The sequence below is a fragment of the uncultured Mucilaginibacter sp. genome (assembly GCF_903913935.1).
GTDB lineage: Bacteria > Bacteroidota > Bacteroidia > Sphingobacteriales > Sphingobacteriaceae > Mucilaginibacter.
Genome location: NZ_CAIWNH010000207.1, coordinates 1 through 14,549, shown reverse-complemented (window position 1 = coordinate 14,549; position 14,549 = coordinate 1). Strand labels below are relative to the sequence as shown.

The window sequence follows — 14,549 nt, the reverse complement described above, 5'->3', positions numbered from 1 at the left end:
TTAATCCCGCAAGCTTACGTAAACACTCAGGTTACCTTTTACCGTTTTCCATTTGTCCTGGCTGGCCATCCTGTAATAATTAATATGCGAAAATGAAAGGCCTGCAGGCATCAGTACCTGGGGGCCTTTTAGCATATCCTTATTGTAATCAACCCATTGCAGCGTAACGGCACAATCGGCATTAATAACTAAGGCATCGGTGGTTAGGTCGATTTTTGACCATCCGGTTTTGTAGTTGTTCAAACTCACCAGTATTTCTTTATTAAATAGCAGGGTATCCGGCAAATTATTTTTGAGCGAATAAATGTTCAGCCTGAATTTGATATACTTAAAATTATTGGCCGATACGTAAAAGTTTACATTATCAAACATAGCAGGGTAGCGGGGCGCATGTAATTTAAAACCCGTTTCAGCCCCGATGGTTGGCGCGCTGTCGCCTTTGGGTATGATAGATGCCTGTATCATAGTGCCGGTGGTTTGTTTGCCTACAATTACAGCATGGCTAAACAGGTTGCTTACTTTCACCTCGTTCAACTGCGTTATTTTTTTGGTTAGCCTGATTACGATGGTTTCGCCACTGTTCTCAAATTCCCTTACGGGCCGCATTAATGGCAAATATCCAACCATACTTATTCGCACGGTGTCGCCCTTGTTTTCGGGGCTAAGCGTCAGGGCAAAATGCCCGGCCGAATCGGCAATAGTACCCACAGGCTTGTTAAGTAATCCAACGCTGGCATAGGCTAAAGATAGTTTGTCATCGGCTGAGGTAACTATCCCTTGTAAACGCCGGAGGGCAGCAGCTTGTTTGTTTTGCGAAAAACCGTTAAAGGGCGCTATGATAAGCCACAAGAGCAGTAAGGGTACAAAGGGTTTCATACCCAAATGTAAAATATTGTTTAATTATAACAAATTGATTAACAGTATTTAACGTTATTTAACTGGGTTTAACGGTTTGTTTGTATGTTGAGGCGAAGTAACTGGCTACCCTGTTGCCGAACTAAATAACTATTTTAATTTCCGGTTCTCGTCCAATTAAAATACTTTCGTTTTTAAAGATCTAAAAATGCAGATACGCCTTGCCGAGCTTAACGATATCCCCCAAATAATACAGATGATTACTGAAGTGGTGCCCTTAATGATCGCCACAGGTAATTTTCAATGGGACGACAAGTACCCCAATGCTGAGGTTTTTGAACAGGATATTGCGCTGCAACAATTATGGGTTGCTGCTATTGATGGCGAAATAGGCGGGGTATCAGCTATTACTACAGATCAGTCGCCCGAGTATGCAGATGTGGGCTGGGATTTAAACGAGCCATCTATTGTTACCCACCGCCTTGCGGTAAGCCCCAAACACCAGGGTAAAGGCATAGCAGCAGCATTGTTATTACAAGCCGAAGAAGTAGCCAAAACAAAGGGCATAAATGTATTGAGGATTGACACCAACACCGCCAACCAGGCCACCCAGCGCCTTTTCCCCAAGCTGGGCTACGTGTTTGCTGGCGAAATAGGCCTTGCATTTCGCGAAGGACTGCGCTTTTATTGCTACGAGAAGCGGGTGTAGTTCATGGTTCATGGACAAAACACTGCTAAAATAATAAGAATCGGGCTATTAATATCAACAATCCGCTTACTGCTATGACCTATCAACCATGAACCAATAAAAAAATATTCACAAAAAGCATAACCATCAGGCAGTTAGTAACGTAAAAATATACCAGAATCAAAATGTTGGTTTGATATAATTTTTGCAGTTATGGAATTCTTATTCTTTTTTTCGCTAACAGGTGTCGTAATCGTTACGTTAATATTAAAGTTTGATAAAAAGCAAACAGTTAAGGTAAATACCGTTTTAAAAGAAACGCGGAATGTGCCGCCGTTATTTATGTTGAAATCTACAGAGCAGAAGATCGGAGTCTTAAAAACAGCGCTTCGTTTTGACGATGTGCCGCAAAATATGGCCGGTGCTGCATCAATGAGCAATATCTACAATTCGCAATCAGAAAATAACAGGCTTTCAAAAGTGCAGGAGCTTAAACTGTTATCGTCAAAATATAACAACGGGCAGATCTCCATCGAAGCTTATAATCAAAAACTTGATGAGCTGCTTGAGCAGGTTCAAAGCCAGGGCGGATCTTTTGAGCCGGCATGCTAGTTTGGGATAAGTTGTAGGGGCTTAAAAAAAGGAGTTTAGTTAATATAGTTTAGGTTTAATAGTTTAGTTAAAGGTGGTTGTAATATCGGCAGGTGTTACAACTTTTTTTTTGGTTAAAGTTGTAAGTGGTGTAACTGTTGTAAAGGAGTCGATCTCAAAAAACTTTTATTTAAAATCATTCCTTAATGGTTTGTGCCAGGAAAATCTCTTTTTGACTTTTTTATTTAGAATTCTTTATTTGTTGGGTAGATCAGCGGTCCTTTGTGGTTGCCCCCATAGCAAATATATTTCTTTATCACCATTTTATTTAAAAGCGATTTTCGTGTCCTTCGTTCCCGGCGCCCTTTGCGGTTAAATTTTACCGCTGAGACCGCAAAGAGAGGCGGAAAGTTATGCAGATGATGAACAACTTTCAATCCATCAACCCGCTAATCTTCTCCGATAGCCAATGACCCAATGACCAGATGACGCTTTACCCGCTTCAACTTATTGCAACTTTTATAACCTAATACAACAAATTGTTTTATTATTGCAGCCAAATGTCTGACGAAGCACTGGTAAAACGGATAAAGGTAATTGTAAAAGAGCATGGCGGCCAGCTTGCCCTTGCCAATGCCATCGGCGTCGATCAGGGTTTTATCAGCAAAGTGATCAATAAAAAGCAGGATGTTAGTTATTACCTCATCCGAAAGCTTTGTTTCCAGTTAAAATACTCTCCCGAGTGGCTGATCATCGGCACCGGCGAAAAAAAGATCAATAAACCCGAATCGGCCAAGCTGATCACCGAAATTCAGATGATGCGTACGGAACTGGATATTTTGCATGCCCGCATGCGTGCCTACGAGCTTGAAATGAACGAACTTAAAAGCCAGCTGCAACTGCAGCAGCAAAAAGCAGGATAATTAAGTAGGTTAAAGGGAAAAGCCGAAAGGTCAAAGGTTTTTTTGTTTACTTTTAACAATTATCTCTTTTAAGGCATTATAGTTTTTTACCTTTTACTTATTAGTTTTCACCCTTCACCTTTCACCTCAAAAATTCATCCACTTATCATAATCGTATCCAATACGTCGGTTACGCTTTTGCATTTATTAACAGATGTTTCAAGCGATAGCAGGATCTCGCGGTATTTGATCAGTGAAATGGCGTTTTTTTCGTCGGCAAACAAATCGGCCACGGCATGATAGTACACCTGGTTGGCCATGTTTACATAGTTTTTAATGTGGCGGCATATCATCGGCAGTTCGCCGGTTTTTTTTGTTTTCCTTAGTATTTTTATTGCTTTTTCCACCTCCAGGCTTGCCTTTAATATAATAATAGCGATCTGTTTAATGGCCGGTGAAAATTCATCTATCGCATAAAGGTACATACGGCCCCCGGCTTCGTGTATAGCGTCGGCCACATCGTCAAGCGCCGATGCCAGCGCGTGTATATTAGGCCGGGTTAACGGCGGGAAAATTATCTTATTGAGGTAAAGGTTGATCTTGTGTGTAATATCATCGCCCAGGCTTTCCTTTTTATTGATCTTTTCATACATCGCCTCCAGATCTGAGCGGTCGTCAGTTTCCACAACCGTTTGCAGTAGTCTGGCCATTTCAACCACATTATTGGCGGCAAGGTCAAACTGATCAAAAAATAAGGCCCGGTTGGTTAAAAAATTACTTAGCATATTGCCCATTGTTGCATTTCCACTTCAAACCAAAATTAACGCTGCAATGTTAAGCAGGCATTAAGTTTACCTTTAATATTAAATAAAATTTGGCTGTGCTAATGAAGGGCCGGGCAATTGCAGGTAATCCTGAATTTATTTTTCGCCTTTTAAATGCTTATACAAGGCATAATACCGTTTTACGGAGCAATAAGTGCCGCTGTAAAATCGTTAAAATAAGCATAGTAGCATAAAAGTGTTTATTAAACTTTTTTTGCTTTTTAGGGTTATAATAATAGTAACTTTAAGGGTAGTGAAACAGGCAGGAGTTAAAATAAAGGAACGTTTAGCTTTATCATTAATGATGATGTACCTGGCCGTTTCATTATCTAACCTGTTCTTACTGCCTAAATATAATAAGCACCAAACAGGCCGTCAAAGCGCCATTAAAGCAGCGAACTACTGGCTGTATAATGGGGCCAATAGTTCAGCAATACTTTTTCATCGAACCAGCAAGACTATTATCGAAAAAAGGCAAAATCTTGCAATCTTTTTTAAGGCCGCTGCAACTGTTTTTTTGTTTGTACTGATCAGTAGCGTTAGGCGGTCGGATTTTACCCAAAGTGAAGCCTGCGCCGGCTTATTATTTTTAAGCAGAAAGCGGTACGCCCACCTCAATTTTTGTTCATTAAGAATTTGATACTATACCGCAGGCCGCCATTCAATAACACACCTTATATATATAGTATTTGTAATTGAATTGGCTTGATGGACTTAGGTTTGTTTTTTGCCTGCATTTAAACATGGTTTTTGCATGAGGGATTTTAGTTTGATATTCAATAATAACAACGATATTTTAATTTCAAATAAAATGAAAAGCATAAGTAAGTATTTGGTGCAAACCTGTATGGGTATAGGTTTGTGCTTATTAATGGTGGGGCCAGCAGTGGCCCAACGCGGAGCAGGTGGCGGCGGCCGTGCAGGCGGTGGCGGTGGTTTTTCGGGTGGCGGCCACGCAGGTGGGGGCTTTTCAGGCGGTGGCGCCCGTATGGGCGGCGGCTTTTCGGGGCGGCCGTCAGGCGGGGCTTCGTTTAATGCCCCCCGCGGAGGGTATGCCCCCCGTGGAAACTATGCGCCGCGCGTCGGTTTTCAACCAAGAGGCGTTATAGGGCAACGTAGTAATATTGGAAACGGGCAGCGCACTGGAGTGCGTGGTGGCTATAATACCACCAGGTTAGGTGTAAACGGAACCCGTTACAGTGTAAACGCCTATCATGGCAGCGGCCTTTACGGGCACGGCGGCGATGAAGGAAGGTACGGATGGGGCCGGCATAATGGTTATTTTTATAACCGGGGCTACTATGGCAACTTATATTACCCCTACCTGGGGCTTTGGTACTGGAGTTTACCCTATGGCTGTTATCCATTTTGGTGGGGTAATGCTGAGTACTATTACGGCGAAGGGTATTTTTATCAATACAATAATGATCAATATACCGTGGTTGAGCCGCCTGTTGGTGCCGAGATTACGAGTTTACCAAAAGGGGCACAGTCAATTGTTATTAATGGCGAGCAGTACTATGAGTTGAATGGCGTTTACTATTTGCTGCTTACCAAAGATGATGGCAGCCTGGTTTACCAAGTAACCGGAAAAGACGGTGAATTGAATACTGGAAACACCGGGGCAGATGCTATAGTGCCAAAAGTAGGGGACATAGTTACCAAGTTGCCGCCTGATTGCCGCAAGGTGCACCTTAACGGCGCAACCTTTTTTGTTTCGGCAGATGGCATTTACTACCAGGAAACAAAAGACAGTGGCAATAATACCGTGTACAAGATCGTCGGGCTTGATGACGACGGGCAATAATAGCTGTTGCGTTTATAATGCTTATAGCGCAGCTAACCGGCTAAGGTTAACTGCGCTTTTTTTTTGATATTTTTCAAGCTTCGTCACAGGCCAAATGGCGCAAGTTTTTTTATTGCTGATGCCGGTTTATGCTTTTTTAGGCCGTTTGGCATCTTTTGCGCCGGCTTTATTTATTAACTGTTCTGGTTAAAGGGGATTAAAGGCAGACTGTTTTTAGTCTTTTTGAGTATAAAAAGCAGCCAAATACACCTGTTCAGGCTATCAGCGTCGCTTCACAAAATCACATTTAATATTAACAAAAAACACTGCCTGTTAACTTAACCCTCCCTGAAAATAGCCCAATGTTAACTTTATGTTACCAAAGACTAATGGTTTAACTTTTGGTTTAAACTGGTGACTTTTAATATATTATGAAAATTTAAATCGTTTAAAATGCCATTTAGTTGCTTTTTTAAGGATTTGGTATATGTATTTAACATTTACATAATATCATCAAAGGGTAATCATTCCTTAACATTAAGATAATGCAGCGTACGCACCTTTGGGGCATAAATTATTTAATCCTCAATAAAATGAAAAAAACGTTTACAAAACTTTTTAGTGCAGCCTTACTAACAGGTTTAACGGTGATAGGCTTTTCGGCCAATGCCCAGTCTACTTCGTTAGCAGATAATGGCAATACACCAGCAACTGTTGTTAAAAGCACAACTACAGCTTCACATGCTGATTACAAACCCGAAACTATCCCTGCTGCAACAGCTGCAACTACCGAAGTAAAAGCAAAAGCAGCCGATCCTGACACCGCATGGAAACCACAAAGAAGAGTTTGGGGTTATACTTTCGGTGATTTTTATTACACCGCACATGCAGATAACGATTTCGTTAGTGCAACAGGCATCCCTGAAGCCGGCGCAGGTGCATTAAGCAAAAGAGGTGGCGAAACCAATTATTCAGGCGTACCTACTTACAGAAATGCATTCCAGTTCCGTCGTGTTTATTTAGGATACGACTATGAGATCACCAAGAAATTCAAAGCTGAATTCTTGTTGGCTTCAGAGCCTGGTGCAAATACAAACGCTGCATCAGGTACTTCCATCCAAAATGGCGACAACCTGGTTGACGGCAAAATGGCATTGTGGATAAAAAATGCAAACTTAAGGGTAAGAGACCTTTGGACAGGAACTGACTTTGTGATCGGTATGCAAAGCACCCCTGGTTTCGCATTAAACGAAGCAGGTACCAACGGCCCAACCAGCTTATCAGAAGCAACCTGGGGTTACCGTTCAATTGAAAAAACCCTCACCGATTTCCACAAAAACAACTCATACGATTTAGGTGCATCATTACAGGGAACATTTGACCCGGCAACTAAAAACTTTGGTTACGTGGTAATGTTAGGCAACAACAGCCAGGCCAGCTTATTATCAGCAGCCAGTGCAAACACAGGTTTCTATAAAATAGTTTATGGCGATTTGTGGGCAAAATTCTTCGACAAGAAATTGTTTTTAGATATTTATGCTGATGCTGCTAAAACTGCTCCTGCAACTGCTGCAATTGGCGGTCAGCAACACAATATGTTTAAAATATTTGCTGCCTACAACACTAAACCTATTACAATTGGTGTTGAAGCTTACACACAAAGCTTTACCAATGGTGTTACCAATTCAACAACTAAAGGTGTTGAGGATGCAACTGCACAAGGCCTGTCAATTTGGGTAAAAGGCGGTTTAGCTAAAAACCTTAACTACTTTGCACGTTACGATACTTACAATCCTGATACTAAATTTAATGCTGCTGATTCTTACTCAGGAAACACCAACTATGGTTCATATAACCCAACCGTTAAAGAACAGTTTTATACTGCAGGTTTAGATTATACACCTTACAAAAACGTACACTTCGAACCAAACCTTTGGTTAGTTGATTACAAAGATCAAAGGACTTCTACAACAACAGGTTATGTTGCCCCTGACCATACCTTAGTATTTAGGTTTACCTTCTTCTTTACTTTTGGTAAATAATATCAAGGGACAAAAAATTAAAATTAAAAATAGAAACCAACCATGAAAGTAGTTAAAAGTTTACAGTTAGCAGTAGTGGCCATAGCCAGTGTTTGCTTATCACAGTCAGCTTCAGCACAGGATAACACCCTGTTAGGCGCAGGCAGTACATTTGTTTATCCCCTGTTTTCGAAAATATTTGCCGATTATGACGCTGCAAAGCATGTAAAGGTAAATTACCAGTCAATCGGATCAGGTGGTGGCATATTACAGCTTACCAACAAAACCGTTGATTTTGGCGGTTCTGATGCTCCCTTAAATGATGAGCAGGACAAAAAGATCGGTGTACCGGTTTTGCATATCCCTATGGCTTCAGGCGCTGTTGTAGTTTCTTATAACGTTCCTGGTGTTGCAACAGGTTTAAAGTTAAGCGGTAAAGACCTTGCCGATATTTACCTGGGTAAAATAACCAAGTGGAACAGCCCGCTTATTGCTGATGCTAATCCTGGTGTTAAATTGCCTGACCTGGGTATAGTTGTTGTTCACCGTTCAGACGGTAGTGGTACATCCTACATTTTTACCGACTTTTTAACTAAAGTTAACGAAGATTGGGCAAAAAAAGTAGGCAAAGCAGGTGCTGTTAACTGGCCAGCCGGTTTAGGCGGAAAAGGTAACGCTGGTGTTGAAGGTTTGGTTAAACAAACTCCGGGCGCTATTGGTTATGTTGAGTTAGCTTACGCTATCCAAAACCACATGCCTTATGCATCTGTTCAAAACAAATCAGGTAAATATATTACGCCAACTTTGGAAACCACTACTTTATCGAGCAACGTAACTTTACCTGCTGATTCAAAAGTATCGTTAACCAATACTGATAATGCTAAAGGTTACCCTATCACCAGCTTTACCTGGGCGCTGATCTATAAAGAACAAAACTACGGTGGCCGTTCAGCTGAAAGAGCAAAACAATTATTAGAGTTATTGTGGTATAACATCCACGATGGACAAAAAGAATGCGCGCCGTTAAACTACGCACCGCTTTCAAAATCAGCTGTAAAAGTTGCTGAGAAGATTTTAAAATCTGCAACTTACAATGGTAAATCAATATTATAATTATTAAACGATCGGATTACCGGGTTGTTGATCCTTAAAAATCCATAGCCGTAAATGATCAAAATAAACAAAATTACCAGTACCCTTAATAAAAGGGGCTGGTAATTCTGTTGTATAGCCAGCCTGTAAAAAAAAATCTGGCAACCAGCTAATTAACAGCATATACTTTTAAAAATTAACAGGATAAAAAGCGACATTTGCCTGAAAATCGAATACCCGTAAATACTGATATATTATGGATAAAAATAAAAGACTGGATCTATCATACAGTCAGATGAAATGGGAAACCATTTTTAAGCGTTTATTGATCGTGATGAGTGCCATCATCCTGCTGCTTGTAGTGGGCGTTTTTTTTACGTTGATTGTTGAGTCGTGGCCTTCTATCAAGTCACTCGGGGTAAAGTTTTTGTGGGGTAAGGTTTGGGATCCGGTAAATAATATCTACGGCGCCTATCCGTTTTTAATAGGTACCTTATTAACGTCGTTCACCGCCCTTATCATTTCGATACCTTTTTCCTATGCTATCGCTATTTATTTGGGAGAATATAATCCCAAAGGCTGGCTATCTGACCTTTTGAAAAACACCATTGAACTGATAGCAGCTGTGCCCTCCATTATTTATGGTTTTTGGGCATTATTTGTATTGGTACCTGAAGTACGGAAGCTGGAAACAGCCATACATGTAACCCCCTATGGGGTAGGCGTTTTCACTGCTTCGCTGGTACTGGCAGTAATGATCATCCCTTATGCAGCGGCTTTGGGCACCTCATTGATCCGCATGGTGCCATCACCTTTAAAAGAGGGTGCGTATGCGCTTGGCGCCACCCGTTTTGAGGTGATCCGCAGTGTTATATTACCTTATACCCGTTCGGGACTGTTTGCAGGTATCCTGTTATCATTAGGTCGCGCCCTGGGCGAAACAATGGCCGTAACTGTGCTGATAGGTAATACCAGCGCTATTGCCAATACTTTTAAAGATATTTTCTTTGGTCCGGGTAATACTATGGCCAGCGTTATTGCAAATGAATTTGCTGAGGCCGACCACGCGTTATATTTATCGGCCCTTATTGAACTTGGTTTAGTATTATTTTTTGTAACGGTTATTATTAACCTTATAGGCAAAAGGATAATTACCAAATACACTAACAACTAACCACATGGATGCACGAATAGGAATAAGAAATACCAAGAGTATTTTATTTAAATCATTCATTATATTTTTAGCCTTTGTGGTAACCCTGCCCTTAATTATTGTATTACTATACATTATAAAACAGGGGGTAATGCAGGTTAACTGGCACTTTTTAACCCATGTGCCCGCCCCTGAAGGCGAAAAAGGCGGCGGTATTGCCAACGCGCTTGTGGGCAGTTTGCTTATTGTGGGCATGTCATCACTGGTGGCCATCCCGGTTGGTATTTTGGCCGGTATTTATTTGAGCGAAAACCCGGGCACCAAACTTTCTTACTACAGTGGTTTATGTGTTGATATCTTACAAGGTGTACCTTCCATTGTTATGGGTATTGTAGTTTACTTCTGGATTGTAAAGCCCTTTGGGTTTTCGGCTATATCGGGTAGTATTGCGCTGGCTATTATGATGCTGCCGATAGTGATCCGTTCAACCGAGCAAACGCTGCTGCTATTGCCGCCATCGCTTAAGGAAGCGGCACTGTCATTAGGCGTGCCTTATCATCGGGTAATTTTAAAGGTGATCGTTCCCTGCGGTTTTGCCGGGATCTTATCGGGGATCATTTTGTCCATTGCCCGGATCATTGGTGAAACCGCCCCGCTCTTGTTTACTGCTTTGGGCAGTAACTATTTAACGACCAATGTTAGGGGAGCCATGGAAAGTTTACCCCACCTGATATTTACGTATGCTACCAGCCCTTATGATGACCAGCACGACTTGGCCTGGGGCGCCTCATTTATATTATTAATGTTTGTATTAATTTTAAACATAGTTACAAAACTGATCACAAGAAAATGGAAAATACAGTTGTAAGCGCTACAAATTTTAATGCCTGGTTTGGCGATAATCACGTGGTGAAGGACGTGACGATCAATATTGAAAAAAACCAGTGTATTGCAGTAATGGGGCCATCAGGTTGCGGTAAAACAACTTTTTTACGTTGTATTAACCGCATGCACGAACTGATACCGGGCGCTACGGCAAAAGGTTCGTTGAAATTATATTCGGATGAAATTTATACCATGAACCCTATTTACGTAAGGTATAAAATTGGGATGGTGTTTCAGCGGCCAAACCCATTCCCCAACCTGAGTATTTATGATAACGTTATTGCCGGTTATAAATTAAATGGGTTAAAAGTGCCCAAGGCTGACCTGGACAACATTGTACAAAAATCATTAACCTCTGCCGCGTTGTGGAACGAGGTTAAAGATTCACTATATAAAAAGGGTACTTTCCTTTCAGGCGGACAGCAGCAGCGGTTGTGCATTGCACGCGCCATTGCCATGGAGCCTGAAGTAATTTTGTTTGACGAACCTACATCTGCCCTCGACCCTATATCTACCTCGAGCGTTGAACAGTTATTTCATGAACTGAAAGAAAAATATACGCTGATCATCGTTACACATAATATGCAGCAGGCTGCCCGTGTTAGTGATAAAACAGCGTTTTTTTATGTTGGCGAACTGGTTGAGTTTGATGATACCAAACAGATGTTTACCGCGCCAAGCGATGTACGCACACAGAATTATATAACAGGAAGGTTTAATTAATTTTTGTTGGAAAGTTGAAATGTTGAAAGGTTGTAACGTTATTGAATGCGTTTTAAAACTTTCCAACTTTTCAACCTTACAACCTTACAACAATTTTTAAAATACAATTATGACACCATTAGAAACCGAAATTACCGCGTTAAAAAAAGAGTTGGTTAGCATGTGGATGCTGGTTCAATCGCAAATGAACAAGGCCAAAGAAGCTTTGGTTACTTTTGATAAGGACCTTGCACGCGAGGTGATGATCAAAGAAAAACGCGTAAACTCTTTTGAACTAAAGATTGACAGGGACTGCGAAAATATTTTTGCATTATACTGTCCGGTAGCTGTTGACCTGCGGTTTTTGCTGGCCGCGCTAAAAATAAATACCAATTTGGAGCGGATAGGTGATATTGCTGCAGGTATAGCCCTCCATGTGATTGAATCTATCGAGAATTTTGACGCCAAAAAATTGGAAAGCACCCAGTTGTTACGCATGTACGATGAATCAGTAAATATATTGATCGACACCAGGATGGCCTTTGAAAAAGAAGATACCGCCCTTGCACGCAGCATATTTAAACGCGATGATGTATTGGATGAAATTAACGAAAAGGCTCCTGACGTGATAGCTGACCTGATAAGGGCTGACATCAACAATTTGCCCGAAGCGCTTTATATCCTTTCCATTATCCGCAAACTGGAACGTGTGGGCGATCAATCAAAAAACATTGCCGAAGAGATCATATTTTACGTAGAAGCCAAAATATTAAAACACCAGGAAAGCGGCAAACGTTTGCTGGAAGGAGAGGAATAATTTACGAATTACGATTTTAGAATTGTATAGTAGATTTTTTTAGAAAGAAAATCAGGTAGGTTTACATTGATTATTAGTAATGAGGGCAAGGCGGATAGTAATATCCGCCTTTGTTGTTTAGTAAGTTTTTAATTTGAAATCGTATCCTTCGGGCGCCTCAGGATACCATTGATCATCTGTTAAACGGATATTCGTTAACCCAATGGAAGCCGCGTTTTAGCAGGAGGAAATCTTTTTCGTTAACCCTGTGTAATTTGATATGCAGCGAATCCTGTTTCCATTTGCCATTAATGACCAATACTCCCGGCTTATGAAGGGTGTAGGTAAAGGTGAATTTATGAATAGTGTCCACGTAGGAATTAAAAACGATCCGGTGTTTCATGGTATCCGTTTTTATAGCGAAATATTTCAGACTGTCATTCATGTAATTTATTTGTACATTTCCTTCATACTGGCTTACAATGAGTTTGCTCCAGCGCAGCGTATCGGCGGTTAAAGGGGGCAGGGTATCCTCGTTCTTTACAAAATATTCTACTTTGTATAAGCCATACAAGGGCGGGCGTTTGGCCTTGTCGCCATATTGTTTGCCGGCGCTATAGGCGCTGTACAGATCGCCAAAAACTACATAAATTACCACTGTATATTTAATTACGCTAAGGGTTATATTTTTCCACCGTGTTTTAAACCTGTGCGGCGACAGGTTAGCGGGTAATGCTTCGCGGTTGCAGAAAAAGAAGTTGATGAGTCGTATATGGTCCTTTATCAGCAAAAACATACACATCAGCACCAGAAAGGTGGATAGGAGTTTTACAGGTACATCAAAACAATAATTGATGGCCATAATATTGCCGGCCACTACCAGGCCAATGATAGCGCCAAGGGTAGTAGTTTTGCGGAAAAACAACAGCAGTCCGCAGGTTAATTCGGCAAAACCGGCAAAATAATTAAAACCGGTTGACAGTCCGAGGTAGTTCCATGCCAGGCCCATGGGCGACATATTGCCCAACGGTTCAACCAGTTTACTTAATGAGGGCGTGGGGAATTGCAGCTTTACAACCTTAACACTACCATAGGTAACCATAGTAATGGCCACGTAATAGCGTATAATAACCGTGAGCCAATAGAGCAATTTATTATAATGCGGCGTATTTCTGCCGGTGATGGACCAAACCACTGTACCAACGCCCGAAACAAAGGCCATAAAAAGGATAATGACATAATCGTATGTGGTATCGCCGCTGCCATTGGTAAAAATGGTAATAGGCTTTGCAAGGTGCAAAATATGTTTTGCCAGCCAGGGGATGAGCGTATGAAAAGGCAGGATATAATAATTGAAAAGGTTATCGGTAAACGGAATGACACCGTTAGGGTTGAAAAATACATACAATAAAAAAAATAGCAGGAAAAAACGAAAGGCTACTTTTTGGTATTGATGATCCGGACAAAGAGAAATACTTGGCACGGCTTGGATGGTGTAAAACCACAAATGACCTTGAAGATGCGTTAGCAATATTAGCGCAATGGGAAATTAGTTCCGAGCCACCAAAAAAAGACCAATCGTTATCCCCGTTGGTGGAAAAAGTACCCTTGCCAACTTCCAAGAAGGCAGGGGGAAATATCCTTAAATTAGCTTAAACAATTTATATGGAATTTAGATGGCAACGCTTTCAAGCTACATTACCGATGTCCGTAGGCTTCTGCATGATGCCAATGCTAACTTCTATACGGATCAACAGCTAACTGATTACATCAATTCAGCACGGGAGCGTGTTGTTCGTGATACGGGTGCTTTGCGAGAAATTGTTGTAGCTCAAACCCCTTGTCAAGTTGCACCAGGATCAACTATTAATAATGCAACTCCTGCCAATCCTACTATTTGGGTGGCTAATACGGCTGTTACATTAAACACGTTTGTCTTTAGCAACATTTTTATTTATCAATATACAACAGCAGGAACATCGGGTTCTACTGCTCCTGCTTACCCAGCTTCAGGTACTAATAACTATTCTAATTACCCGCCAACTACGGCATTTGCAGATGGTACGGCACAACTTACTTATGTAGGTAATTGTGAAAACATTAGTTACGCTGCTTTAACGCAACTGATGGGCAGTTCACCGTTATCACCGAGTTCTGGCAACACGGTTTTAGACATAGTGAACATTAACTTATATTGGGGTAATACACGAGTACCGATGGACTATTTGCCGTGGTCTGACTTTAATGCAAGACT

The 14,549-nt window shown here is 41.2% G+C and carries 14 protein-coding genes and 1 pseudogene; 12 read left to right on the top strand and 3 right to left on the bottom strand.

The window, feature by feature from the left end; translation table 11 throughout:
• Entirely contained in the window at positions 1–876 is an 876-nt protein-coding gene (locus QZY09_RS07760; RefSeq protein ID WP_295670583.1) for a carboxypeptidase-like regulatory domain-containing protein, read from the bottom strand.
• 187 nt (positions 877–1,063) lie between these two features.
• Here QZY09_RS07760 and QZY09_RS07755 point away from each other — a divergent pair, with 187 nt between their 5' ends.
• The 3 genes from QZY09_RS07755 (at position 1,064) to QZY09_RS07745 (ending at position 3,057) form a co-directional block, all read left to right on the top strand.
• On the top strand, positions 1,064–1,564 hold the full coding sequence (locus QZY09_RS07755; protein ID WP_295670580.1) for a GNAT family N-acetyltransferase: 501 nt from the start codon (positions 1,064–1,066) through the stop codon (positions 1,562–1,564).
• A 192-nt stretch (positions 1,565–1,756) separates the two neighbouring features.
• A complete protein-coding gene (locus QZY09_RS07750) occupies positions 1,757–2,155 on the top strand; it encodes a hypothetical protein (RefSeq protein ID WP_295670577.1) in 399 nt (132 codons plus the stop codon).
• A gap of 539 nt (positions 2,156–2,694) precedes the next feature.
• Positions 2,695–3,057, top strand: coding sequence for a helix-turn-helix transcriptional regulator (locus tag QZY09_RS07745; protein ID WP_295670575.1), 363 nt, complete (start codon positions 2,695–2,697; stop codon positions 3,055–3,057).
• A gap of 134 nt (positions 3,058–3,191) precedes the next feature.
• On the opposite strand, the gene QZY09_RS07740 is transcribed toward QZY09_RS07745, so the two are convergent.
• The gene (locus QZY09_RS07740; protein ID WP_295670571.1) at positions 3,192–3,821 is read right to left on the bottom strand and encodes a DUF47 domain-containing protein; all 630 of its coding nucleotides are present in this window, start codon (positions 3,819–3,821) and stop codon (positions 3,192–3,194) included.
• Positions 3,822–4,113: 292 nt separating this feature from the next.
• On the opposite strand from QZY09_RS07740, the gene QZY09_RS07735 reads away from it, so the two are divergent.
• The 8 genes from QZY09_RS07735 to phoU all read left to right on the top strand — a co-directional run bounded on the left by QZY09_RS07735 (position 4,114) and on the right by phoU (position 12,316).
• Positions 4,114–4,500 carry a hypothetical protein gene (locus QZY09_RS07735; protein ID WP_295670567.1) on the top strand — a complete coding sequence of 129 codons (387 nt, stop codon included), beginning with the start codon at positions 4,114–4,116 and terminating at the stop codon, positions 4,498–4,500.
• A gap of 171 nt (positions 4,501–4,671) precedes the next feature.
• Complete coding sequence (locus tag QZY09_RS07730) at positions 4,672–5,667, top strand: DUF6515 family protein (protein ID WP_295670564.1); 996 nt, start codon at positions 4,672–4,674, stop codon at positions 5,665–5,667.
• 572 nt (positions 5,668–6,239) lie between these two features.
• Positions 6,240–7,688, top strand: a complete 1,449-nt coding sequence (locus tag QZY09_RS07725) for a hypothetical protein (RefSeq protein WP_295670561.1) — start codon at positions 6,240–6,242, stop codon at positions 7,686–7,688.
• Between the two features lie 42 nt (positions 7,689–7,730).
• Positions 7,731–8,780: a phosphate ABC transporter substrate-binding protein PstS gene (pstS, locus tag QZY09_RS07720; protein ID WP_295670558.1), complete on the top strand. Its 1,050-nt coding sequence runs from the start codon at positions 7,731–7,733 to the stop codon at positions 8,778–8,780.
• A gap of 235 nt (positions 8,781–9,015) precedes the next feature.
• Entirely contained in the window at positions 9,016–9,933 is a 918-nt protein-coding gene (pstC, locus tag QZY09_RS07715; protein WP_295670555.1) for a phosphate ABC transporter permease subunit PstC, read from the top strand.
• 4 nt (positions 9,934–9,937) lie between these two features.
• Positions 9,938–10,780 (top strand): phosphate ABC transporter permease PstA, encoded by an 843-nt coding sequence (gene pstA, locus QZY09_RS07710; protein ID WP_295670553.1) that lies wholly within the window; start codon positions 9,938–9,940, stop codon positions 10,778–10,780.
• Positions 10,762–11,520, top strand: a complete 759-nt coding sequence (pstB, locus tag QZY09_RS07705; protein ID WP_295670550.1) for a phosphate ABC transporter ATP-binding protein PstB — start codon at positions 10,762–10,764, stop codon at positions 11,518–11,520. Before pstA ends, pstB begins: the two co-directional genes overlap by 19 nt.
• A gap of 109 nt (positions 11,521–11,629) precedes the next feature.
• Entirely contained in the window at positions 11,630–12,316 is a 687-nt protein-coding gene (phoU, locus tag QZY09_RS07700; RefSeq protein WP_295670547.1) for a phosphate signaling complex protein PhoU, read from the top strand.
• A 172-nt stretch (positions 12,317–12,488) separates the two neighbouring features.
• Here the strand turns inward: phoU and QZY09_RS07695 are convergent, their stop codons facing one another.
• Positions 12,489–13,778, bottom strand: a complete 1,290-nt coding sequence (locus QZY09_RS07695; RefSeq protein WP_295670545.1) for a hypothetical protein — start codon at positions 13,776–13,778, stop codon at positions 12,489–12,491.
• 193 nt (positions 13,779–13,971) lie between these two features.
• Here QZY09_RS07695 and QZY09_RS07690 point away from each other — a divergent pair.
• Positions 13,972–14,549, top strand: a pseudogene (locus tag QZY09_RS07690) (hypothetical protein); the annotation flags it as partial.

What these genes read in the sequence shown, in the direction of transcription:
- QZY09_RS07755 (WP_295670580.1), top strand. Translation starts at nt 1,064, where the DNA reads ATGCAGATACGCCTTGCCGAGCTTAACGATATCCCCCAAATAATACAG.
- pstC (WP_295670555.1), top strand. Translation starts at nt 9,016, where the DNA reads ATGGATAAAAATAAAAGACTGGATCTATCATACAGTCAGATGAAATGG.
- QZY09_RS07760 (WP_295670583.1), bottom strand. Translation starts at nt 876, where the DNA reads ATGAAACCCTTTGTACCCTTACTGCTCTTGTGGCTTATCATAGCGCCC.
- QZY09_RS07725 (WP_295670561.1), top strand. Translation starts at nt 6,240, where the DNA reads ATGAAAAAAACGTTTACAAAACTTTTTAGTGCAGCCTTACTAACAGGT.
- pstB (WP_295670550.1), top strand. Translation starts at nt 10,762, where the DNA reads ATGGAAAATACAGTTGTAAGCGCTACAAATTTTAATGCCTGGTTTGGC.
- phoU (WP_295670547.1), top strand. Translation starts at nt 11,630, where the DNA reads ATGACACCATTAGAAACCGAAATTACCGCGTTAAAAAAAGAGTTGGTT.
- QZY09_RS07730 (WP_295670564.1), top strand. Translation starts at nt 4,672, where the DNA reads ATGAAAAGCATAAGTAAGTATTTGGTGCAAACCTGTATGGGTATAGGT.
- QZY09_RS07745 (WP_295670575.1), top strand. Translation starts at nt 2,695, where the DNA reads ATGTCTGACGAAGCACTGGTAAAACGGATAAAGGTAATTGTAAAAGAG.
- QZY09_RS07740 (WP_295670571.1), bottom strand. Translation starts at nt 3,821, where the DNA reads ATGCTAAGTAATTTTTTAACCAACCGGGCCTTATTTTTTGATCAGTTT.
- pstA (WP_295670553.1), top strand. Translation starts at nt 9,938, where the DNA reads ATGGATGCACGAATAGGAATAAGAAATACCAAGAGTATTTTATTTAAA.
- QZY09_RS07750 (WP_295670577.1), top strand. Translation starts at nt 1,757, where the DNA reads ATGGAATTCTTATTCTTTTTTTCGCTAACAGGTGTCGTAATCGTTACG.
- pstS (WP_295670558.1), top strand. Translation starts at nt 7,731, where the DNA reads ATGAAAGTAGTTAAAAGTTTACAGTTAGCAGTAGTGGCCATAGCCAGT.